Origin of the sequence: Streptomyces sp. NBC_00234 (assembly GCF_036195325.1) — a bacterium.
Taxonomy (GTDB): Bacteria; Actinomycetota; Actinomycetes; order Streptomycetales; family Streptomycetaceae; genus Streptomyces.
On record NZ_CP108101.1, the window covers coordinates 5,330,258 to 5,351,033 of the forward strand.

General features: G+C 71.0%; 18 protein-coding genes. 13 read left to right on the forward strand and 5 right to left on the reverse strand.

Going from position 1 to position 20,776, the window contains the following annotated elements:
* Positions 1–5 precede the first annotated feature (5 nt).
* The 3 genes from OG230_RS23625 to nudC all read left to right on the forward strand — a co-directional run bounded on the left by OG230_RS23625 (position 6) and on the right by nudC (position 6,033).
* Complete coding sequence (locus OG230_RS23625) at positions 6–3,548, forward strand: ATP-dependent DNA helicase (protein ID WP_328905722.1); 3,543 nt, start codon at positions 6–8, stop codon at positions 3,546–3,548.
* A 98-nt stretch (positions 3,549–3,646) separates the two neighbouring features.
* Positions 3,647–5,041, forward strand: a complete 1,395-nt coding sequence (locus OG230_RS23630; RefSeq protein WP_328905723.1) for a dipeptidase — start codon at positions 3,647–3,649, stop codon at positions 5,039–5,041.
* Positions 5,042–5,085: 44 nt separating this feature from the next.
* Positions 5,086–6,033, forward strand: coding sequence for an NAD(+) diphosphatase (gene nudC / locus OG230_RS23635; RefSeq protein WP_328905724.1), 948 nt, complete (start codon positions 5,086–5,088; stop codon positions 6,031–6,033).
* Positions 6,034–6,111: 78 nt separating this feature from the next.
* On the opposite strand, the gene OG230_RS23640 is transcribed toward nudC, so the two are convergent.
* Positions 6,112–6,354, reverse strand: a complete 243-nt coding sequence (locus tag OG230_RS23640) for a mycoredoxin (protein ID WP_328905725.1) — start codon at positions 6,352–6,354, stop codon at positions 6,112–6,114.
* Positions 6,355–6,599: 245 nt separating this feature from the next.
* Here OG230_RS23640 and OG230_RS23645 point away from each other — a divergent pair, with 245 nt between their 5' ends.
* From OG230_RS23645 to OG230_RS23665, 5 genes are all read left to right on the forward strand, one after another.
* A complete protein-coding gene (locus tag OG230_RS23645) occupies positions 6,600–8,828 on the forward strand; it encodes an ATP-dependent DNA helicase UvrD2 (protein ID WP_328905726.1) in 2,229 nt (742 codons plus the stop codon).
* A 166-nt stretch (positions 8,829–8,994) separates the two neighbouring features.
* On the forward strand, positions 8,995–9,324 hold the full coding sequence (locus tag OG230_RS23650; protein WP_328905727.1) for a hypothetical protein: 330 nt from the start codon (positions 8,995–8,997) through the stop codon (positions 9,322–9,324).
* Positions 9,325–9,497: 173 nt separating this feature from the next.
* Positions 9,498–9,866, forward strand: a complete 369-nt coding sequence (locus OG230_RS23655) for a WhiB family transcriptional regulator (RefSeq protein ID WP_328905728.1) — start codon at positions 9,498–9,500, stop codon at positions 9,864–9,866.
* Positions 9,863–10,222, forward strand: coding sequence for a hypothetical protein (locus OG230_RS23660; RefSeq protein ID WP_328905729.1), 360 nt, complete (start codon positions 9,863–9,865; stop codon positions 10,220–10,222). Before OG230_RS23655 ends, OG230_RS23660 begins: the two co-directional genes overlap by 4 nt.
* A gap of 167 nt (positions 10,223–10,389) precedes the next feature.
* Positions 10,390–10,590 carry a hypothetical protein gene (locus tag OG230_RS23665; RefSeq protein ID WP_328905730.1) on the forward strand — a complete coding sequence of 67 codons (201 nt, stop codon included), beginning with the start codon at positions 10,390–10,392 and terminating at the stop codon, positions 10,588–10,590.
* A gap of 51 nt (positions 10,591–10,641) precedes the next feature.
* Here OG230_RS23665 and OG230_RS23670 read toward each other — a convergent pair whose 3' ends face one another.
* Positions 10,642–12,090, reverse strand: coding sequence for an ABC1 kinase family protein (locus OG230_RS23670; RefSeq protein WP_328911505.1), 1,449 nt, complete (start codon positions 12,088–12,090; stop codon positions 10,642–10,644).
* Between the two features lie 59 nt (positions 12,091–12,149).
* Entirely contained in the window at positions 12,150–13,295 is a 1,146-nt protein-coding gene (locus OG230_RS23675) for a ThiF family adenylyltransferase (protein ID WP_328905731.1), read from the reverse strand.
* 183 nt (positions 13,296–13,478) lie between these two features.
* Here OG230_RS23675 and OG230_RS23680 point away from each other — a divergent pair, with 183 nt between their 5' ends.
* The 4 genes from OG230_RS23680 to OG230_RS23695 all read left to right on the forward strand — a co-directional run bounded on the left by OG230_RS23680 (position 13,479) and on the right by OG230_RS23695 (position 17,247).
* Positions 13,479–14,102, forward strand: coding sequence for a M48 metallopeptidase family protein (locus tag OG230_RS23680; protein ID WP_328905732.1), 624 nt, complete (start codon positions 13,479–13,481; stop codon positions 14,100–14,102).
* A 107-nt stretch (positions 14,103–14,209) separates the two neighbouring features.
* Positions 14,210–15,781, forward strand: coding sequence for a TerD family protein (locus tag OG230_RS23685; RefSeq protein WP_328905733.1), 1,572 nt, complete (start codon positions 14,210–14,212; stop codon positions 15,779–15,781).
* An 11-nt stretch (positions 15,782–15,792) separates the two neighbouring features.
* A complete protein-coding gene (locus tag OG230_RS23690; protein ID WP_328905734.1) occupies positions 15,793–16,473 on the forward strand; it encodes an AIM24 family protein in 681 nt (226 codons plus the stop codon).
* An 18-nt stretch (positions 16,474–16,491) separates the two neighbouring features.
* Positions 16,492–17,247 (forward strand): AIM24 family protein, encoded by a 756-nt coding sequence (locus OG230_RS23695; protein WP_328905735.1) that lies wholly within the window; start codon positions 16,492–16,494, stop codon positions 17,245–17,247.
* Positions 17,248–17,323: 76 nt separating this feature from the next.
* Here the strand turns inward: OG230_RS23695 and OG230_RS23700 are convergent, their stop codons facing one another.
* Both OG230_RS23700 and OG230_RS23705 read right to left on the reverse strand, forming a co-directional pair.
* Positions 17,324–17,878: an NUDIX hydrolase gene (locus OG230_RS23700; RefSeq protein ID WP_328905736.1), complete on the reverse strand. Its 555-nt coding sequence runs from the start codon at positions 17,876–17,878 to the stop codon at positions 17,324–17,326.
* Entirely contained in the window at positions 17,875–19,329 is a 1,455-nt protein-coding gene (locus OG230_RS23705) for a zinc-dependent metalloprotease (protein ID WP_328905737.1), read from the reverse strand. Before OG230_RS23705 ends, OG230_RS23700 begins: the two co-directional genes overlap by 4 nt.
* A 190-nt stretch (positions 19,330–19,519) precedes the next feature.
* Here OG230_RS23705 and OG230_RS23710 point away from each other — a divergent pair, with 190 nt between their 5' ends.
* The gene (locus OG230_RS23710; RefSeq protein WP_328905738.1) at positions 19,520–20,662 is read left to right on the forward strand and encodes an SDR family oxidoreductase; all 1,143 of its coding nucleotides are present in this window, start codon (positions 19,520–19,522) and stop codon (positions 20,660–20,662) included.
* The last annotated feature ends 114 nt before the right edge of the window (positions 20,663–20,776 follow it).

The following is a 20,776-nucleotide window of genomic DNA, read 5'->3' on the forward strand; positions in this document are numbered from 1 at the left end:
CTGGAGTGTCCTCACGTATCAGCGATCCCGAGGAGCTCAAGGAGCTTCTCGGGATTCCGTTCACCCCGGAGCAGACGGCCTGCATCACCGCGCCGCCCGCCCCGCAGGTGATCGTGGCCGGAGCCGGGTCCGGGAAGACCACGGTGATGGCGGCGCGCGTGGTGTGGCTGGTCGGCACCGGCCAGGTGGCGCCCGAGCAGGTCCTGGGGCTCACCTTCACGAACAAGGCGGCGGGCGAGCTCGCCGAGCGGGTCCGCAAGGCCCTGGTGGCCGCCGGGGTCACCGACCCGGACGCCATCGACCCGGACAACCCTCCCGGCGAACCGAGCATCTCGACGTACCACGCGTTCGCAGGCCGCCTGCTCACCGAGCACGGGCTGCGCATCGGCCTCGAACCCACCACGCGCCTCCTCGCCGACGCCACCCGCTACCAGCTCGCGGCCCGGGTGCTGCGCGAGGCGCCCGGTCCCTATCCGGCCCTGACCCGGTCGTTCCCCACGCTGGTCAGCGATCTGCTGGCGCTCGACGCGGAGCTCGCCGAACATCTCGTACGCCCCGAGCAGCTCGCGGAGTACGACACCGAACTGCTGCGCACGCTCGAAACGGCCAAGCTCACCAACGCCGAGCTCCGCAAGCTCCCCGAAGCCGCCGGGGCCCGGCGCGAGCTGCTCGGCCTGACCCTGCGCTACCGGGCGGCCAAACGCAGCCGTGACCTCCTCGACTTCGGGGACCAGATCGCGCTCTCCGCCGAGCTGGCGCTCACCCGGCCCGAGGTCGGCGCCCTCCTGCGCGACGAGTTCCGGGTCGTCCTGCTCGACGAGTACCAGGACACGTCCGTCGCCCAGCGGCTGCTGCTCTCCGCACTGTTCGGCGGCCACCAGGAGGGAGCGGCGGGCCACGCCGTGACCGCCGTGGGCGACCCGTGCCAGGCGATCTACGGCTGGCGGGGCGCCTCCGTGGCGAACCTCGACGACTTCCCCGTCCACTTCCCGCATGCCGACGGCACCCCCGCCACCCGCTACTCGCTCAGCGAGAACCGGCGCAGCGGCGGCCGTCTCCTCCACCTGGCCAACGGCCTCGCCGACCCGCTGCGCGCCATGCACGAAGGCGTCGAGGCACTGCGTCCCGCCCCCGGCGCCGAGCACGACGGCACCGTCCGCTGCGCCCTGCTCCGCACGCACACCGAGGAGATCGCGTGGCTCGCCGACTCGATCGCCCATCTCGTGGCGACGGGGAGGGCGCCCGGCGAGATCGCCGTCCTGTGCCGCACCGCCGGTGACTTCGCCGAGATCCAGGCCGCACTGGTCGACCGCGACATCCCGGTCGAGGTCGTCGGCCTCTCCGGACTGCTGCACCTCCCCGAGGTTGCCGACCTCGTCGCCGTCTGCGAGGTTCTTCAGGACCCCGGGGCCAACGCCTCCCTGGTCCGGCTGCTCACCGGACCGCGCTGGCGGATCGGCCCCCGCGACCTCGCCCTCCTCGGCCGCCGGGCGCGTCTCCTCGTGCACCACGCCTCCCAGGACGACGAGGACGTCGACCCCGACCGCCGGCTCGCCGAAGCCGTCGAGGGCGTCGACCCGGCCGAGGTGATCTCCCTCGCGGACGCGCTCGACACCTTCCTGGAGGCGGGCGGCGCCCAGGACGACGGACTGCCGTTCTCCGCCGAGGCCCGCATCCGCTTCGCCCGGCTCGCCGCCGAACTGCGCGACCTGCGCCGCTCGCTGGCCGACCCGCTCATGGACGTGCTGCACCGCGTCCTCGCCACCACCGGTCTCGAGGTCGAGCTCTCCGCGTCACCGCAGGCCCTGGCCGCACGCCGCCGGGAGACCCTGGGCAACTTCCTGGACATAGCGGCAGGCTTCGCCTCGGTCGACGGTGAGGCCACCCTCCTCGCCTTCCTCGGCTACCTGCGCACGGCCGTGCAGTACGAGAAGGGCCTCGACAACGCGCTGCCGGGCGGCGAGAACACCGTCAAGGTCCTCACCGCGCACAAGTCCAAGGGCCTCGAATGGGATGTCGTCGCGGTGCCCGGGCTGGTCACCGGCCAGTTTCCGAGCAGCCAGACCCGGGACTCCTGGACCTCCCAGTCCAAGGTCCTGCCGCACGCCCTGCGTGGTGACACGGCCACGCTTCCGGTCGTCCACTCCTGGGACGCCAGGGGACTGAAGGCGTTCAAGGAGGAGATGAAGGAGCATCAGCACACCGAGGAGCTCCGCCTCGGGTACGTCACCTTCACGCGCCCGCGCACGCTGCTGCTCGGCTCCGGGCACTGGTGGGGGCCGTCCCAGAAGAAGACGCGCGGCCCGTCCGACTTCCTGGACGCGCTGTACGAGCACTGCGCCGCCGGATACGGGGAGATCGAGGTCTGGGCCGACGAACCGGCCGAGGACGAGGAGAACCCCGCCCTCCAGGAGAAGGACGCCGACCAGGCGTGGCCGCTGCCCCTGGACGCGGAGGCCATGACCCGCCGCCGCGCGGCCAGGGACACGGTGCTGGCCCACCTGGAAGCACTGGCCGCCGTCGGCCCCGTACCGGACGTGTACGACGCCCGGCCGCCGGCCGCTGTGCACGCGGAGCCCGACAGTGCGTACGGCGAGGCGGACGCCCCCTACGACGACCCGTACCCGGACGGGGAGAGCGAGCCGTACGCGGACGAGGCCGTGGACTGGGACACCCTCGCCACCGAACCGCCCACGACCGCACCGGCACCGCCCCCGACCCCGAAGCCGGAACCGGCCCCCCACATCCCCGCGGCCCGCGAGCCCGTGGACCTCACCCCCGAGGACTCCCGCACCCTCGCCTCGTGGGACCGCGATCTCGAAGCCCTCGCCGGAGAGCTGCGCCGTGCCCGCGCCACCGTGCGCGACGTCGTCGTCCCCGCCTCGCTCTCCGCCACGCAACTGCTGCACCTGGCCGAGGACCCCGACGGCTTCGCCCGGGAGCTGGCCCGCCCCATGCCACGGCCGCCCCAGCCGGCCGCCCGCAGGGGCACGCGCTTCCACGCCTGGGTGGAGTCCCGCTACGAGGAACTGCCGCTGCCCATGCTCGGCCCCGACGAGCTCCCCGGCGGCGACGGGAGCGACGCCGAGATCGCCGACGAGCACGACCTCGCGGAGCTCAAGGAGGCATTCGAGCGCACGGAGTACGCCCGCCGTACCCCCTACCGCGTCGAGACGCCCTTCCAGATAAGCCTCGCGGGCCGGGTGATCCGCGGCCGGATCGACGCGGTCTACCGCACAGGTGACACGTACGAGATCGTCGACTGGAAGACCAGCCGCAACCGGACCGCCGATCCGCTCCAGCTCGCCGTCTACCGCCTCGCCTGGGCGGAGCTCCACGGGCTGCCGCTCGACTCGGTCACGGCCACCTTCCTCTACGTGCGCAGCGGAGAGACCGTCCACCCCAGGAACCTGCCGGGCCGTGCCGAGCTGGAACGGATCCTGCTCGACGAGCCTTCTCCGCAGGGCATCAGCGGCCCGCCCGGCACGGTTCCCCCCGTCGCGCAGCCCGGCACGCACGCTCGCGGCGGTGGCCGAAAGCCCAAGTAGCCCTCCTGCGAGGGCTGCCGGCCGCCCTGCGGTCGCACGCACCGGGCGACGCTCCTTCACGGGCAGAGCTCCCTGGGCGAGGCACTAGGCTCAAGGCCATGAGCGACACCCCGGACAGCGCCGTCCGTACGTACGTGGAGACGCACCGCGCGGCCTTTCTCGAAGACCTCGCGGCCTGGCTGCGCATCCCTTCCGTCTCCGCCCAGCCGGAGCACGACGGGGACGTACGGAGCAGTGCGGAGTGGCTGTCGGCCAAGCTCGGGGAGACCGGTTTCCCGGTCACCGAGATCTGGGAGACGCCCGGCGCCCCCGCCGTCTTCGCGGAGTGGCCGAGCGACGACCCGGACGCCCCGACCGTCCTCGTCTACGGCCACCACGACGTGCAGCCGGCGGCCCGCGAGGACGGCTGGCACACCGACCCGTTCGAACCGGTGATCCGCGACGGCAGGATGTACGGACGGGGCGCGGCCGACGACAAGGGCCAGGTGTTCTTCCACACACTCGGCGTCCGGGCCCACCTCGCCGCGACCGGCCGCTCCACCCCGGCCGTCCACCTCAAGCTCCTCATCGAGGGCGAGGAGGAGTCGGGCTCCCCGAACTTCCGCGCCCTGGCCGAACAGCACGCCGCCCGGCTCGCAGCCGACGCCGTGATCGTCTCCGACACCGGCATGTGGGACGAGACGACCCCGACCGTCTGCACCGGCATGCGCGGCCTCGCGGAGTGCGAGATCGAGCTGCACGGCCCCGGCCAGGACATCCACTCGGGCTCGTTCGGCGGCGCGGTGCCCAACCCCGCGACCGCCGTGGCCCGCCTCGTGGCCGCGCTCCACGACGCGGACGGACGCGTCACGGTCCCCGGCTTCTACGACGGTGTGACCGAGCTCACCGACACCGAGCGGGCCCTCTTCGCCGAGCTGCCCTTCGACGAGGACACCTGGCTGCGCACGGCCAAGTCGCAGGCCGCGTCGGGCGAGGCGGGCTACTCCACCCTGGAGCGGATCTGGGCCCGCCCCACCGCCGAGGTCAACGGCATCGGCGGCGGCTACCAGGGCGCCGGCAGCAAGACGATCATTCCGTCCTCCGCACTGGTGAAGCTCAGCTTCCGGCTGGTCGCCGGCCAGCACCCCGACCACATCGAGCGGTCCGTACGGAAGTGGGCCGAGGCGCAGATCCCGCAGGGCATCCGCCACCGCATCACCTTCTCGCCCGCCACCCGGCCGTGTCTGACTCCGCTCGACCACCCCGCCCTCCAGGCGGTGACCCGTGCGATGGGCCGCGCCTTCGGGAAGAAGATCCTCTTCACCCGTGAAGGCGGCTCGGGCCCCGCGGCCGACCTCCAGGACGTGCTCGGCGCGCCCGTTCTCTTCCTGGGCATTTCCGTACCGTCCGACGGCTGGCACGCCCCCGACGAGAAGGTCGAGATCGACCTCCTTTTCAAGGGTGTGGAGACCGCCGCCCATCTGTGGGGCGAGCTGGCCGCGGCACTCCGCTGAGACCACGTGGCACCCGATCCATCCCGGGGGAGTAGGAAGCACCTGTGAGCACCTTCGACAACGCGACCGCAGACCGACCCATCGGTCTCACCGCACCGAGCGGCATCGACCGCGCCGCCCACCACCGCCTCGACGAGGCATGGCTGGCCGCAGCCTGGAGCCACCCGACGACCAGGGTCTTCGTCGTGTCCGGCGGCCAGGTGCTGATCGACGACACGGCCGACGGCGGCACCGAGATCGTGATGACCCAGGCGTTCGAGGCACCGGTCACCGAGACTCACCGCTACTTCCTCGGTACCGACGAGGAAGGCGTCAGCTACTTCGCGCTCCAGAAGGACTCCCTGCCCGGCCGCATGGACCAGTCGGCCCGCCCGGCTGGTCTGCGCGAGGCGGGGCTCCTGCTCGGCGCACGGGACGCCGGACTCATGGTCCATGCGGTGGCCCTGGAGAACTGGCAGCGTCTGCACCGCTTCTGCTCCCGCTGCGGCGAGCGCACCGTCATCGCGGCGGCCGGCCACATCCGCCGCTGCCAGGCGTGCGGCGCCGAGCACTACCCGCGTACCGACCCCGCGGTGATCATGCTGGTCACGGACGACCAGGACCGGGCCCTGCTGGGCCGCCAGGTGCACTGGCCCGAAGGCCGCTTCTCGACGCTCGCGGGCTTCGTCGAGCCGGGGGAGTCGATCGAGCAGTCGGTGGCGCGCGAGGTCTTCGAGGAGGCGGGCATCACGGTCGGCGAGGTCGAGTACATCGCCAGCCAGCCCTGGCCGTTCCCGTCGAGCCTGATGCTCGGCTTCATGGCGCGGGCCACCACGTCGGAGATCAACGTCGACGGCGAGGAGATCGAGGAGGCCCGCTGGTTCTCCCGCGAGGACCTGACGGCCGCCTTCGAGTCGGGCGAGGTCATGCCGCCCTTCGGCATCTCGATCGCCGCCCGGCTCATCGAGCTCTGGTACGGCAAGCCGCTCCCGAGGCCGCGCAGCACGGTCTGACCCACCCGCGCCGACGCACCGGCGCAGCGAAAAGCCCCCGCCTCGGCGGGGGCTTTTCGGCACGGACGCGCAGGCGGGTCAGACGCCGACCTTCTGCTTGACCTGGGCCAGCGAGGGGTTCGTCAGGGTCGAACCGTCGGGGAACAGCACGGTCGGCACCGTCTGGTTTCCGCCATTCGCCTTCTCGACGAACGCCGCGGACTCGGGGTCCTGCTCGATGTTGATCTCGGTGTAGGCGATGCCCTCGCGGTCCATCTGACCCTTGAGGCGACGGCAGTAGCCGCACCATGTGGTGCTGTACATCGTCACAGTGCCCTGCATGTCTCGCGCTCCTCTGTCTCGTCCGTCTCGCTGTAAAGCTGAGATTGTGCGTTCCCGCACGCAAGGGAACGTACGTGACCCCGTCCCCCATTCCCGCCGCACCCCGGGAATCGGTGCCCCGACCGGGATCGGGGCCTGTGGATCACCGAGGTCGGCGAGGGGGCCGGCGGGGATTAGTACGACGGATCGTTCACCCCTGTGGACAACCTCCGCGCGGGCCCCCTGCGACCTGGCAGCATGGCGGGGTGACAGCAGCAACGCATTCCACCCTCTTCCCACAGGTCCCCGAGTCCCCGGACGCCGTGCTGGACGGGCTCGACCCGGAGCAGCGCGAGGTCGCCACCGCTCTGAACGGACCCGTGTGTGTGCTGGCCGGAGCCGGTACGGGCAAGACGCGCGCGATCACTCATCGCATCGCGTACGGGGTGCGTGCGGGGATACTCCAGCCGACGACCGTGCTTGCCGTCACGTTCACCAACCGTGCGGCCGGAGAGATGCGGGGCCGCCTCCGCCAGCTCGGCGCCACCGGCGTACAGGCGCGAACCTTCCACTCCGCGGCGCTGCGCCAGCTCCAGTACTTCTGGCCGAAAGCAGTCGGTGGCGAGCTGCCGCGTCTCGTCGAGCGCAAGGTCCAGCTGGTCGCCGAGGCCGCGGCCCGCTGCGGGATCAGGCTCGACCGCAACGAGTTGCGGGACGCGACGAGCGAGATCGAGTGGGCCAAGGTCACCCAGACGGTGCCCGCCGACTATCCGGCAGCGGTCGCGAAGACCCAGCGGGACGCTCCGCGCGACCCGGCCGAGCTCTCCCAGATCTACTCGATGTACGAGCAGCTCAAGCGCGACCGCTCGGTGATCGACTTCGAGGACGTGCTGCTCCTCACCGTCGGCATCCTCCAGGACCGGCACGACATCGCGGACCACGTCCGCAGCCAGTACCAGCACTTCGTGGTCGACGAGTACCAGGACGTCAGCCCGCTCCAGCAGCGCTTGCTGGACCTCTGGCTCGGCGACCGCGACAACCTGTGCGTTGTCGGGGACGCCAGCCAGACCATCTACTCCTTCACCGGAGCCACCCCCGACCACCTGCTGAACTTCCGTACCCGCCACCCCAACGCGACGATGGTCAAGCTGGTCCGGGACTACCGCTCCACGCCCCAGGTCGTCCACCTCGCCAACGGGCTGCTGAGCCAGGCCCGGGGCCGGGCCGCCGAGCACCGGCTCGAACTGGTCTCGCAGCGCGACAAGGGCCCCGCCCCGGCCTACACGGAGTACGCGGACGAGCCCGCCGAGGCCGAGGGCACCGCACGCCGCATCCGCGATCTGATCGCCGCGGGCGTCCCGGCCGGCGAGATCGCCGTGCTCTACCGGGTCAACTCCCAGTCCGAGGTCTACGAGCAGGCGCTGGCCGACGCGGGCGTGCCCTACCAGCTGCGCGGCGCGGAGCGCTTCTTCGAGCGCGCGGAGGTGAGGGAAGCGGGCATGGCCCTGCGCGGCGCGGCGCGCGCCGGGGGCAACGACTCGCTGCTCGACCAGGCCGAGGGGCTGCCCTCCGAGGTGCGGGCGGTGCTCTCCACGAAGGGCTGGACCAGCCGGCCGCCGGCCGGCTCCGGCGCGGTGCGGGACCGCTGGGAGTCGCTCGCCGCCCTGGTGCGCCTCGCCGAGGACTTCGAACAGGCCAAACCGGGGGCGACCCTCTCCGATCTGGTCGCCGAGCTCGACGAGCGGGCAGCGGCCCAGCACGCCCCCACCGTTCAGGGCGTCACGCTGGCCTCGCTGCACTCGGCGAAGGGCCTGGAGTGGGACGCCGTGTTCCTCGTCGGGCTGACCGAGGGCATGATGCCGATCACCTACGCCAAGACCGACGAACAGGTCGAGGAGGAGCGGCGCCTGCTGTACGTAGGAGTCACCCGCGCCCGCCTCCACCTCACCCTGTCGTGGGCGCTCTCCCGTTCGCCCGGTGGCCGCGGCGGCCGACGGCCCACGCGCTTCCTGAACGGCCTCCGGCCGGGCTCGGCGGCGCTCGGAACCCGTGGTGGCACGGGCGGCGGCGGAGGCATCGACCGTGGGTCCGGTCAGTGGGCGGGGACGGGCGGCAGCGGCCCGGACGCGGCGGCAAAGCGGAAGCGCCGCGGCCCCGTGCGGTGCCGGGTCTGCGGCAGGACTCTCACCGAGGCCGGTGCGATGAAACTGATGCGCTGCGAGGACTGTCCGTCCGACATGGACGAGGCACTGTACGAGCGGCTGCGCGACTGGCGGGCCGTGCAGGCCCAGGAGATCGGCCAGCCCGCCTTCTGCGTCTTCACGGACAAGACCCTGATGGCCATCGCCGAGGCGGTGCCGGCCAGCGAGGGCGAGCTGGTGACCATCGCCGGTGTCGGTAACCGGAAGCTGACCCGGTTCGGCGCCGACGTGCTGGCCATCTGCGCAGGTGAGGCAGTGGGTGAGGAGGCCGGGGACGGCGAGGACGAGGTGTGAGAAAAACTCGTCGAAAAAATAGTTTGCGCCTGCCCCAGTCATCACCATAGGTTCTTAACCACGGGAACAGCGACTTCTCTGAAGCCCTGATTCCGTGCTGTACTTATCCGAATACGCAGGACCGGTCCCGGCCGGTCCCCCTAGACGCCGAGAGGAGGCGATTCCTGTGATCAGCATCATCAGCACCAGCAAAATGACCGATCTCTCGGTCGTCTCCGCGTACTCGCTCGGCCTCGCCTGCTCTTCGGAATCCGTGCTTCGTGGCACCGGTCTGTCCGGCATTTCCGCCGCTCGCCCGCTGTCTCCGGCCGCTCTCCTGCCCGTGATGCGGGAGCGCAATGAGCGACCGATCGAGGCACCGGCAGCAGCAGTAGCGAAGGGACAGGCCCCGGCCTATGCCTTTGCGGCCGTCGGTGCCGGAGCCAAGAAGCAGACGACGCAGCACCACACGATGTGGGCCTTCCGTGGGCCTGAACCCTGGAGCGATCCAGCCTGATCGAGAATCAGGCCGGCGCCTTCAGGGCCGCGGAACCCCACTCGGGATCCGCGGCCCTTTTGTTTTGTCCGAACGGGATGAGACGTGACGAAGGAGCCTCGGGACAAGCAGCACCTGGTACCAGCCGCCAACCGGCCAACAGGCCGGCACGACCAGACGAGGACACCACCACCGTGCAACTCGACACGCACGCCCCGTCCGTACCGCCTTCCGACACGATCTCCCCGCCCGGCCTCACGGAGGACTCCACCTTGATCCCGCTCACCGCGCTCACCGCGCTCGACGACGCCATCGAGAACCTCGGTGTGCCCGTCCCCTGCCGTTCGTACGACCCCGAGGTCTTCTTCGCCGAGTCGCCGGCCGATGTCGAGTACGCCAAGTCCCTCTGCCGGACCTGCCCGCTCGTCGAGGCGTGTCTCGCCGGTGCCAAGGAGCGGCGCGAGCCGTGGGGCGTCTGGGGCGGCGAGCTCTTCGTCCAGGGCGTCGTCGTCGCCCGCAAGCGTCCGCGTGGCCGTCCGCGCAAGAACCCGGTCGCGGCGTGACCGCCGGCCTGGGGGTTCCCGCCCCCGCACGACTGAAGCGCATCGGAACGATCGACCGTCCCCACACCCATGACCCCCGAAATCAGGCACCAATGACCACCCCCACGAGCGAGCCCATCGGCTCCGCAACCCCGAACGTCACGATCATCGGCGCGAACGACTCGCGTCAGAACAGGACCCGCGAGATGCAACTCATTCCAGAAGCCCTGGCACGTGCGCATATGAACGACCGCCTGAGGGAGGCCGAGGCGGACCGACAGGCCGTGCGCCTGGTCGCCGCCCGGCGGATGCACCGCCGTGCGGAGCGCGCCTCGATGCGTGCCCGCCGCGCGCTGGCCATGGCGGTCATGCACTAAGGACTCCGCAGAGGAGACCCCGGGGCCCCGCCCCGAAAGAACACCGCTGCCCGGGCAACCGCTCTGCCCGGCGAGCAGCCACCCCCTCCGCGGGGCCGGTCCGAACAGGCCGGCCCCGCGGTGCGTTGTGCCGCGCCGCACAGCGCCCACGGCGTTATCGTCACCAGGTGGACGAGGAGACTCAGCCCGTACAGCCGGGTGCCGAGCATGTGGTGTGCGCCCGGTGCGGCACCGCTGCCCCCGACGGCACCGCACCGCCGACCTGGAGCTGTTCCGTGGAGAACGGCAGCCGGCACTACCTGTGCGACGACTGCGCCCGCGCCCACATCAGGGCCATCGAGAGCCGCCTCGACTCCACCTGGTGGTGACCACGGTGCGCCTCCTTCGAAGGCGCACCGTCTCCGGCCCCGCTCCCAGCCCTACGCCTCGACGGCCGCGCTCTTCTGCTCGACAGCCTGCTCGTCCTCTTCCCACTCGTCCTCGTTCTCGGCCACGGCCTCGGCCACGAAGCCCGGGAGCCATGATTCGAGTTCGTCCCGGAGACGCACGGTCGCACCCAGCTGGCACAGCACCCCGATCGTGCTCAGCGTCACGCGGTGTATCAGCAGATAGGACGGCGGAAGGTTCAACTGCTTGCCCAGCTGATGGGCGGGGGAGCGAGGATCGGCGATCCGGGCCGCCTGGGCGCGCAGCCAGCCACGGGTGAAGGTGAACTCGTCCACCTGCGCCGGCTCGATGATCGGCAGGAGGTAGTCGAGCACCGCGTCCGGCGCGAGCTCGATCGACTCCCTGACGAAGCCCGCTCCGCGCAGCAGCTCGTACACCGCTTCGGCGTCGCCCTCCAGCGTCATCCGCAGCGAGTCGCCGATGGTCTGAGGCAGCCCGCCCGGCAGCCGGTCCACCGTGCCGAAGTCCAGCACTCCGAGCCGCCACTGCTCGGGGTCGCCGTCCAGGCCGTCCCCCTCCGGGCCGTCCTCGCCATCGCTTTCGGCGGCGGGCAGCAGCCGGAAGTTGCCCGGGTGCGGATCGGCGTGCAGCAGACCCGTACGCGCCGGACCCGAGAAGAGGAAGCGCGCCAGCAACTGGCCGGCCCGGTCCCGCTGCTCCACCGTGCCCTCGGCGATCACGTCGGCCAGCGGAATGCCGTCGATCCACTCCGACACCAGGACCTGTTCGGACTGGTGCACCACACCCGGGACGACCACATCCGGATCGTCCTCGAACTCCGCCGCGTGCTGCCGCTGGGACTCCGCCTCCAGGCCGTAGTCCAGTTCCTCCGCCACCCGCTCGCGCAGTTCCTTGATGAGCGGCTTGACGTCCATCCCCGGGACCAGCGGGCCGAACAGCCGGGCGAAACGGCTCAACTGGGTCAGATCCGAGAGCAGCGCCTCGCCCGCGCCCGGGTACTGCACCTTCACCGCGACGTCACGTCCGTCGTGCCACACGGCGCGGTGGACCTGCCCGATCGACGCGGCGGCGGACGGCTTGTCCTCGAACGAGAGGAAAAGATCCCGCCAGTCCTCGCCGAGCCGCTCCTCCAATACCGCGTGCACGGTGCGCGCGGGCATGGGCGGCGCCGCTTCCTGCAGCTTGGTGAGCGCAGCCCGGTAGGGGCCCGCGACCTCCTCGGGCAGGGCCGACTCGAAGACGGACAACGCCTGTCCGAGCTTCATCGCACCACCCTTCAACTCGCCGAGGACGCGGAAGAGTTGATCGGCAGTGCGCTGCTGCACCTCGCGGGCGACCAGCTCGGCGGACTTCCCGCCGATCCGCTTGCCCAGGCCCCACGTTGCACGGCCGGCGAAGCCGAGCGGCAGCGCGGCCAGCTTGGCGGTACGGGTGACCGCCTTCCGGGGAAGATCAGACATGTGCCCCTCCAGTTCCCAGACCGTGCCGCGTGGGTCGTCGGCGTTGCCGTCGACAGCGGTCACCCGGCCATTGTGTCGTGTACGGCACCCGCCTCGGAGGTGAGCTCCCCCTCAGTGTGCCCAGCCGCGCCGCAGGAGCAGTCGCGGTGGGGGCCCAACTGCTCCGACCGCCAGTCCAGCAGCGGCATCGCGGCCTCCCAGCGGGCACCCGTACTGGCGGGCAACTCTCCGTCGAGGAAGGACAGCGCGTGCGCCGCCGCGAGCCCCGCCACCGCCGTCGCCAGGCCCACTTCGCAGGCCGGAACGGTGCTGCGCCGACCGGAGCGCCACTGCGCCAGCATCCGTGGCCATTGCTGGTCACGATCGGCGCGGTGCAGCGCCAGGCAGCCCGCGCACCCCGTACCGCCCGGCAGCACCAGCGGGCCGACCACACCTGTGGCCTCGATCACACCCGCGTAGAGATGGGGACTTCCCGAAGCGATCCACGGGGCGGCGGTGGCGGGATCGGGGGCGTACGCCGAGAGGCCGTCCCGCGGGGCGACCACGATCAGGGACAGGCCCGGTTCGCCGCCTGCCGGCGCCCCGGTCGTCTCCGCGGCCCGCGGGGTCCCGCCCACGGCGGACCGGCGTACGAGTTGACGGGCCGCCGAGTCCCTCCGCTCTCCGACCGCGGATGCCGGAAGCCCTCCGGGGGCGACGTCCCAGGGCTCGGCGCGCCCCCCGTCCAGCACCTCGACCCGGCCCACCCCCGCCCCGGAGAGCACCGACGCGATCACGGCGCCCACCCGCCCCGCACCCCGCACCTGGACGTGCATGGCGCGCCGGGCCGCGAGCCGCCGTAGCGCGCTGCCCGGTTCCGGATGCACGACGGAGAGTGACGCGAGATCAGGGCGCTGCCGCTCCAGGGTGTCCGCCCGGGCGCGTAACGCATCGGCCTCCGGGCCGCCTCCCCGAGGATCGTCGAGCAGCCCCGCCTCCGTCAGGCGCGCTACCAGCACGTCCACATGACGGTCCGAAAGGTCCAGCGACCGGGCTTCCTCGTGAAGGAGTTGCAGCCCCCGCGTGCCGTCGAGCAGTTCCAGAAAGCTCCCGGTGGCAATATCCACGGGACCGAGCGTCACCGCGTGGGCAGGGGTCACTCCGAATTGGACGGTGTTACGTTCGCGCCATGCGCGGCGCAGTGCGGGCTTGAGCATCGGATGCATGACTACTTCTCCCCGTTCGCTGTGAAGATCCTTTGCCAGAATGCGGTGGCGGCGCGAAGTCTGCGGAAAGTTCTCCACAGGCGGGGGGTATTAGTCGTTCAAATGGTGCATGCCGTGGACCGGATCGCCGTCTCCGGTTCCGGAGTCGGGACTTCCGCCACTGACAGCGGGTAACGTCGTGGCGTGCCCGCCGAACCGTCACCCGGCTTGGCCGGGGAGATCCCCGCGCGCAGCGCCGGAAGCAGTCAGCGCAGCGCGGCTGCCCGCCCGCCCCGCGCTTCCGCGACGAGCGCGGTCGAGGTCCGCAGGAGTGCCCGGCGTAACAGAACGGTCTCCGCGTACCGCGAGGGCGACCGCACCATCGTGCTGATCCCCGCCCGGATGTCGGAGGCGGAGGAGCAGCGCTGGGTGAGCGTGATGCTCGACAAACTCGCCGCCCAGGAGAGCAAGCGGGTCATCGGCGACAGCGAGCTGGCCGAGCGCGCCGAGCGCCTGTCCGCCCAGTACTTCGCGGGCCGTGCCCGGCCCGCGTCCGTGCGGTGGGTGACCAACCAGAACACGCGATGGGGCTCCTGCACTCCGGCCGAGGGATCCATCCGGCTTTCGCACCGGCTGCAGGGGATGCCGGAGTACGTCGTCGACTACGTGCTCGTCCACGAGCTGGCCCATCTGCTCGTCCCCGGTCACGGTCCGCGATTCTGGCGGCTGCTGGAGGCGTATCCCCGCACCGAGCGGGCCCGGGGCTATCTCGAGGGCGTCGTGGCGGCCGACCGGCTTCCGCACCTGCCCGCCGCACGTGAGGAGTGACGTTCGGTGATTCTGTACCGGGTGTGTACCGACTTGGCTCGTTGTCGCCGTTTGCGGTTAGCCTGACGCGACGCATTCACATTCGGGATGGGGGACGGTCGTTACGCATGGCCAGGGAATTCCAACGCGGCCACAAGGCCAAGATCAGTGACCTCACGCCCGGGACGGATCTGTACGTAGGTGTGCAGATCGCGGGCCCCGGACTGACCTTCGACATCAGCTGCTTCGGCCTCGATGCCAATGAGCAGCTCTCGGACGACCGGTATTTCATCTTCTTCAACCAGCCGAAGTCGCCCGAGGAGTCCATTCAGCTGCTCGGCGCACAGTCCGGTGACACCGAGTCGTTCCGCGTCACGCTCGACCGCATTCCGGCGAACATCCACAAGCTGTCGTTCACCGCGACTCTCGACGGTGCGGGACAGATGTCGCAAGTCGGACCCGGATACATCCGGATCGTGGCAGGCGGCGAAGAGGTGGTGAAGTACGCCTTCACCGGCTCGGAGTTCACCACCGAGCGCGCCGTGATGCTGGGCGACTTCTACCTCAAGGACGTCTGGCGCTTCGCCGCCGTCGGCCAGGGTTTCGACGGTGGCCTGGACGCGCTGCTGAAGAACTTCGGCGGCGAGGTCGCGGAGGAAGCCCCGGCCGCCCCGCCGGCAGCCGCCCCGTCGTTCGCCCCGCCCGCCCAGGCGACCGCGCCCCCCGCCTTCGGAGCCCCGGCTCCGCAGGCCCCGCAGCCCGCACCCGCCTTCGGAGCCCCTGCCGCCCCGGCCCCCGCGCCGCAGCAGCCGATGCATTCCGCGCCGACCATGGCGGCGCCCATGGCACCGCCGGCTCCGTCCCCGTACGGACAGCCGCAGCAGCCGCAGTTCGGACAGGTGCCCGGGCAGGCCGCACCACCCGCCGCTCCGTACGGGCAGCAGCCTCCGGCCGCGTTCGGCCAGCCGGCTCCCGCCCCTTACGGGCAGCAGCCTCCCGGCATGCCGCAGGGCGTGCCCCAGGGTGTCCCGCAGGGCGGTGCCGGTCTTCAGGCGGCTCTCCAGCTCTACAAGGAGACGCCGACCGGCCAGCGCTGGACCCCGCAGAACCAGCAGCTCATGCGGGTCGACCTGACCATGGGTGGCAACCCCGTGCTGGCCCGTCAGGGCAGCATGGTGATGTACCAGGGCAAGGTCGACTTCGGCTACAAGAGCGCGGGTTTCGCGGGTCGTGTGGTCGGAAACGCCACCGGTCAGGAAATGCAGCTGATGCGCTGTACGGGCCGGGGCCAGGTCTTCCTCGCCGAGGAGGGCTCGCACCTGCATCCCATCGAGCTGCAGGGCGACGGCATCTGTGTCTCCGCCGAGAGCGTTCTCGCCTTCGACGAGTCGCTCCAGTACGAGGTCCGCAGGATCGAGGGCCACGGCATCCCCGGCGGCGCCCTGTTCACCATGCAGTTCCAGGGCACCGGCACCGTGGTCGTGAAGACCCATGGTGTTCCCGTCGTCCTGCCGGTCACCCCGACCACGTTCGCCGACTGCAACGCCGTCGTGGCCTGGTCCTCTGCGTCCCAGGTGATCCTCTCCAGCCAGGTCAGGCTGCGCCGCAACGCGTATCCGGGACACAGCGGAGAGACCGTGAACCTCCAGTTCCGGGGAGCCCCCGGAAACTTCATCGTCGTCCAGCCCTACGAGGTGTGAGGGAGCCCGTCATGAACCAGCAACTCGCGGGCTTCGCCCCGACCCCCGTAACGGCCCGGATGGAGAATCACGGCCGCACGATGCTCAAGGTCGCCATGGCCTCGGGCCAGGACCTGTACGCACGCACCGGCTCGATGGTGGCGTACGAGGGCTTCATCCAGTACGAACCCAATCCGCCCGCAGTCCGGCAGGCCGCCTCCCAGTGGGTCACCGGCGAGGGCGCACCCATCATGAAGTGCGCGGGCGACGGGCTTCTCTACCTGGCCGACTACGGCGCCGATGTGGTCGTCATCAACCTCAACAACGACTCCCTCTCGGTCAACGGCACCAACCTTCTCGCCTTCGACGCCCACCTCACCTGGGGTGTCGAGCGGGTCAAGGGGCTTGCCAAGTTCGCCGGCCAGGGCCTGTGGAACGTAGGAATCCAGGGCACCGGGTGGGTCGCCATCACCTCCCGCGGCACGCCGATCGTCGTCGACTGCGGCCGGGGCGAGGACGAGACGTACGTCGACCCGGACGCGCTGGTCGCGTGGTCCCCGAACCTGAAGGTGAAGGGCAAGCGCAGCTTCAAGGCGTCCTCGCTCATCGGGCGGGGCAGCGGTGAGGCGTACCAGATGGCCTTCTCGGGACAGGGCATCGTCGTCGTCCAGCCGAGCGAGGACAGTACCGACCGCCTGCGGATCCGGAACTGAGGGGGAGGAGAAAACACCATGCAGAGTCCGCTTTTCGCTCACACCGAGCAGCAGTCCCAGGACCGGTACACCATCCAGAACCCGCAGCTCCTGCGGGTCTCGCTGACCGGTCACGACGACATCCTCGCCCGCAAGGGGGCCATGGTCGCGTACCAGGGCCTGATGGAGTTCGACGGCGAGTACCGCTCCCAGGGGCAGCGGCGCGCCCGTGCGAACACGGGTGAGGGTCTCGACCTGATGCGCTGCACGGGGCAGGGCACCGTCTACCTGGCCAACCTCGCCCAGTACATCCACGTCGTGGACGTCGACCACGAGGGAATGACGGTGGACAGCGCCTATGTCCTCGCCCTCGACTCCACGCTGCACACCGAGGTCATCGCGGTGGACAGCCAGTACGGCATCTCCGGCACCGGGAAGTACCAGCTCAACATCTCCGGCTCCGGCAAGGTCGCGCTGATGACCTCCGGCCAGCCTCTGATGATGCAGGTGACGCCGGACAAGTACGTGAACGTCGACGCCGACGCGATCGTGGCCTGGTCCAGCTCGCTGCGGGTGCAGATGCAGGCGCAGACGCACTCCTCAGGAGTCCGGCGGCGACGCGGCAACACCGGCGAGGGCTGGGAGCTCAGCTTCCTCGGGCAGGGCTTCGCCCTCGTCCAGCCGAGCGAGGTCATGCCCCCGCAGCATGCCGGGATCGGACAGGGCGTCGGTGCCCAGTTCGGAGTCGGCCAGCAGGGCTCGCACGCTCAGAACCAGAACAACGCCTGGAACTGATCATCGGGCAGCGGTATCGCGTAAGGGGCGGTCTCTCAGGAGACCGCCCCTTACGCGATAGCGGGGTCGTGCCGCCTTACGGCCGGTGGCGCTCTTCCAGCGCCGCCAGGGTGCCCTCCAGCAGCCGTACGACCGAGGTGTCGGCCACGGCCGCGACCTCCTCGTAGGCGTACCACCGCAGGTCCAGCGACTCGTCGCTGATCTGCTCGGTGGCGCCGGCCGGGGCGAGTGCCGCGTACTGCACGTCCAGGTGCCAGTTGCAGGGCGCCGGAATCGGGTGCCGGTCCAGCCGCACCGGCCCGCCGGGCAGCAGCGTCAGGCCCTCTATCCCGGATTCCTCCGTCGCCTCACGCAGCGCGGCGGCGGCCAGGGAGGCGTCCTGAGGCTCGCAGTGCCCGCCCATCTGGAGCCACATCTGCAGCTTCCTGTGCAGGGTCAGCAGGACCCGGCCGCGCTCGGCGTCGATCACCAGAGCGCTGGCGGTCAGATGACCGGCCTCGCACGCCTTCCACATGCCGTCCGGATGCTGTGCGAGGTGGTCGAGGTAGACCTGACGCAGGTCGTCCTGCGCGGTGTCGTCGCCTGATGTGCAGCTCTTCAGTACGAGGACGGCGTCGTCGTGCAGGCTCACTGGTCGGTGTCGTCCTTGCTGTCCTTGCCGTCCTTGTCCTCGGAACCCGGCTCGTCGGCGCCGTCCGCGGCGGAGGCGGGCTTCTGCGGTCCCTTGGCGGCCTCACCGAGCATCTTGTCCAGCTCGGAGAAGTCCATCTGCTCGTGATGGACGAAGCCGTCCGGGTCGTCCAGGTCATGGGCCGTCGGCAGCATGTCCGGGTGCTCCCACAACGCGTCACGGCCGTCGACACCCCGTGCGTCCGTGAGCGAGGCCCACAGCCGCGAGGCGTCCCGCAGCCGTCGCGGACGCAGCTGGAGTCCGATCAGCGTGGCGAAGGTCTGCTCGGCGGGGCCACCGGACGCACGGCGCCTGCGCAGGGTCTCGCGCAGGGCGTCCGCCGAGGTCAGACGGGTCTTGGCGGCCTCGTGGACCACCGCGTCCACCCAGCCCTCGACCAGCGCGAGCGCCGTCTCCAGGCGGGCCAGCGACGCCTTCTGCTCCGGCGTGTCCTCCGGCTGGAACATTCCCTGCTGGAGGGCGTCCTGCAGCTGCTCGGGATGCGTCGGGTCGAACTGGCCGACGACGTCCTCCAGCTTGCTGGTGTCGACCTTGATGCCGCGCGCGTACGCCTCGACCGCACCGAAGAGGTGGGAGCGCAGCCACGGCACATGGGCGAAGAGCCGCTGGTGGGCCGCCTCGCGCAGGGCGAGGTAGAGCCGCACCTCGTCCTGGGCGACGCCCAGGTCCTTGCCGAACTGCTCGACGTTCAACGGAAGGAGCGCGGCCTTGCCGGCCGGGCCCAGCGGCAGCCCGATGTCCGTGGAACCGACCACTTCACCGGCGAGCACGCCCACGGCCTGCCCGATTTGCTGCCCGAACATGGCGCCGCCCATGGACCGCATCATGCCGATCAGCGGGCCGGCCATGGCCTGCATCTCCTCCGGCAGGACGTCGCCCATGGCCAGGCCGACACGCTCGGCCACCGGGTCGACCAGCTGCTGCCAGGCGGGGAGGGACGCCTCGACCCACTCCGCGCGGCTCCACGCCACCGTCGAGACCGAACCCGACGGAAGCGAGGTCACGCCGTCCAGCCAGAGGTCGGCCAGCCGCAGCGCCTCGTCGACCGCCGTCCGCTCCGCGGGACCCACGCTCGCGTCCTTGGTGCCGTCCGGAGTGCCCTGCGACACCGTCTGGCGGGCGATCTGCTTGGCCATGTCCCAGTTCACGGGACCGCCCTCGTAGCTGAGCATCTGGCCGAGCTGCTGGAAGGCCGCACCCAGGTCGTTCGGGTTCATCGAACCGAACATGGCTGCGAACGGATTGTCACCGCCCGCGCCGGGGCCGAAGCCGAACGGGTTGCCCGGGCCGCCGGGACCCTGGCCACCTCCGGTGGGGTCCTTCTTCTTGCCTTCGTCGCCGTCTTCCGGCTCCTCCGGCGGAAGGCCGAATCCGAATGGGGTGTCACTCACGGGTTTCCTCGGCTCGTAGGGCCGCCGGCTCGAACCGACGGCGACTGCCCGACATCACCATCCAGCGTAGACACCAAGCCCGCTTAGGGCCTCAGTGCTCCGCCGGCTCCCGGCCTGCGGCAGGATGGACGCCACCTGGTACGTACGCGTCATTCGGGTACGTACTGAAGACAACCGCTGGAGACGCCCGGTGAGTTCCCCAGATCCGCAGGTTCGCGCAGCGCGAAACCTGGCCGACCCATCGTCCGAGAGCAAGCCCGAAAAGAACCGCTCCAAGAGCCGGGGCCCCGTCGTCGCGGTCACCGGAGCCGCGAGCGGCGTCGGTGAACTCCTCACCGCCCATCTCGTCGCATCCGACGAGATCAAGCAGGTCATCGCCATCGACGAACGCCGGGGAGACGTCTCCGAGGCGACCTGGCACATCCTGGACGTACGTGACCCCGCCATCGCGGAGAAGCTGCGCGGCGCGGACGTCGTGGTGCATCTGGCGCTCGATCTCGACCTGGAGACCGACCCCGCCGCCCGGACCGCGTACAACGTGCGCGGTACGCAGACGGTGCTCACGGCCGCCGCGGCGGTGGGCGTGCACCGGGTGGTGCTGTGCACCTCGGCGATGGTCTACGGGGCCCTGCCGGACAACGACATCCCGCTCTCCGAGGACGCCGAACTGCGCGCCACGGCCGAGGCCACCGGCGTCGGGGACCTGCTGGAGATCGAACGGCTCGGCAGACGGGCCCCGCGCGCCCACCCCGGACTCAACGTCACCGTCGTGCGACCCACCGTCCTGGTCGGCGGTACGGACACGGCGCTGACCCGCTACTTCGAGTCGCCGCGGCTCCTGGTCGTCGCGGGATCACGTCCCACCTGGCAGTTCTGCCACGTGGACGACCTGGTCACGGCCCTGGAGTACGCCGCGCTGGAGAAGATCGACGGAGAGTTCGCGGTCGGCTGCGACGGGTGGCTGGAGCAGCAGGAGGTGGAGGAGCTCAGCGGCGTGCGTCGCATGGAGCTCCCCTCCGCCGTCGCCCTCGGCGCGGCGGCACGGCTCCACCGGATCGGCCTCACCCCCTCCCCGGCGGGCGACCTCGCGTACACGATGCACCCCTGGGTGGTCAGCGTGAGCCGGCTGCACGATGCGGGATGGCGGCCCAAGTGGACCAACGAGGAGGTCCTCGGAGCGCTCCTGGAGGAGGTCGAGGGCCGTCACACCCTCGCCGGGCGCCGGCTCGGCCGCAAGGACGCCACAGCGGCCGGTGCGGCCGGTGCGACCGTCGCCCTGCTGGGTACCGCCGCCCTCGTGCGGCGCGCCCGCAAGGCACGCCGCCGGATCTAGGCCCTGTCCCAGGGCCTCTCGTCTGGGCCCTTCGTTCGGGTCACGCGGGGCTGATCCGAACGAAAGACCCGAGTCGGCGGGGCCTGCGCCGGGCCGGTGCGGGCGGCTGTAGGA

Bases quoted from the DNA above. Each gene is read 5' to 3' on its own strand.
- OG230_RS23685 (WP_328905733.1), top strand. From the start codon at position 14,210: ATGGCCAGGGAATTCCAACGCGGCCACAAGGCCAAGATCAGTGACCTC.
- OG230_RS23690 (WP_328905734.1), top strand. From the start codon at position 15,793: ATGAACCAGCAACTCGCGGGCTTCGCCCCGACCCCCGTAACGGCCCGG.
- OG230_RS23695 (WP_328905735.1), top strand. From the start codon at position 16,492: ATGCAGAGTCCGCTTTTCGCTCACACCGAGCAGCAGTCCCAGGACCGG.
- OG230_RS23640 (WP_328905725.1), bottom strand. From the start codon at position 6,354: ATGCAGGGCACTGTGACGATGTACAGCACCACATGGTGCGGCTACTGC.
- OG230_RS23630 (WP_328905723.1), top strand. From the start codon at position 3,647: ATGAGCGACACCCCGGACAGCGCCGTCCGTACGTACGTGGAGACGCAC.
- OG230_RS23670 (WP_328911505.1), bottom strand. From the start codon at position 12,090: ATGTCTGATCTTCCCCGGAAGGCGGTCACCCGTACCGCCAAGCTGGCC.
- OG230_RS23675 (WP_328905731.1), bottom strand. From the start codon at position 13,295: ATGCATCCGATGCTCAAGCCCGCACTGCGCCGCGCATGGCGCGAACGT.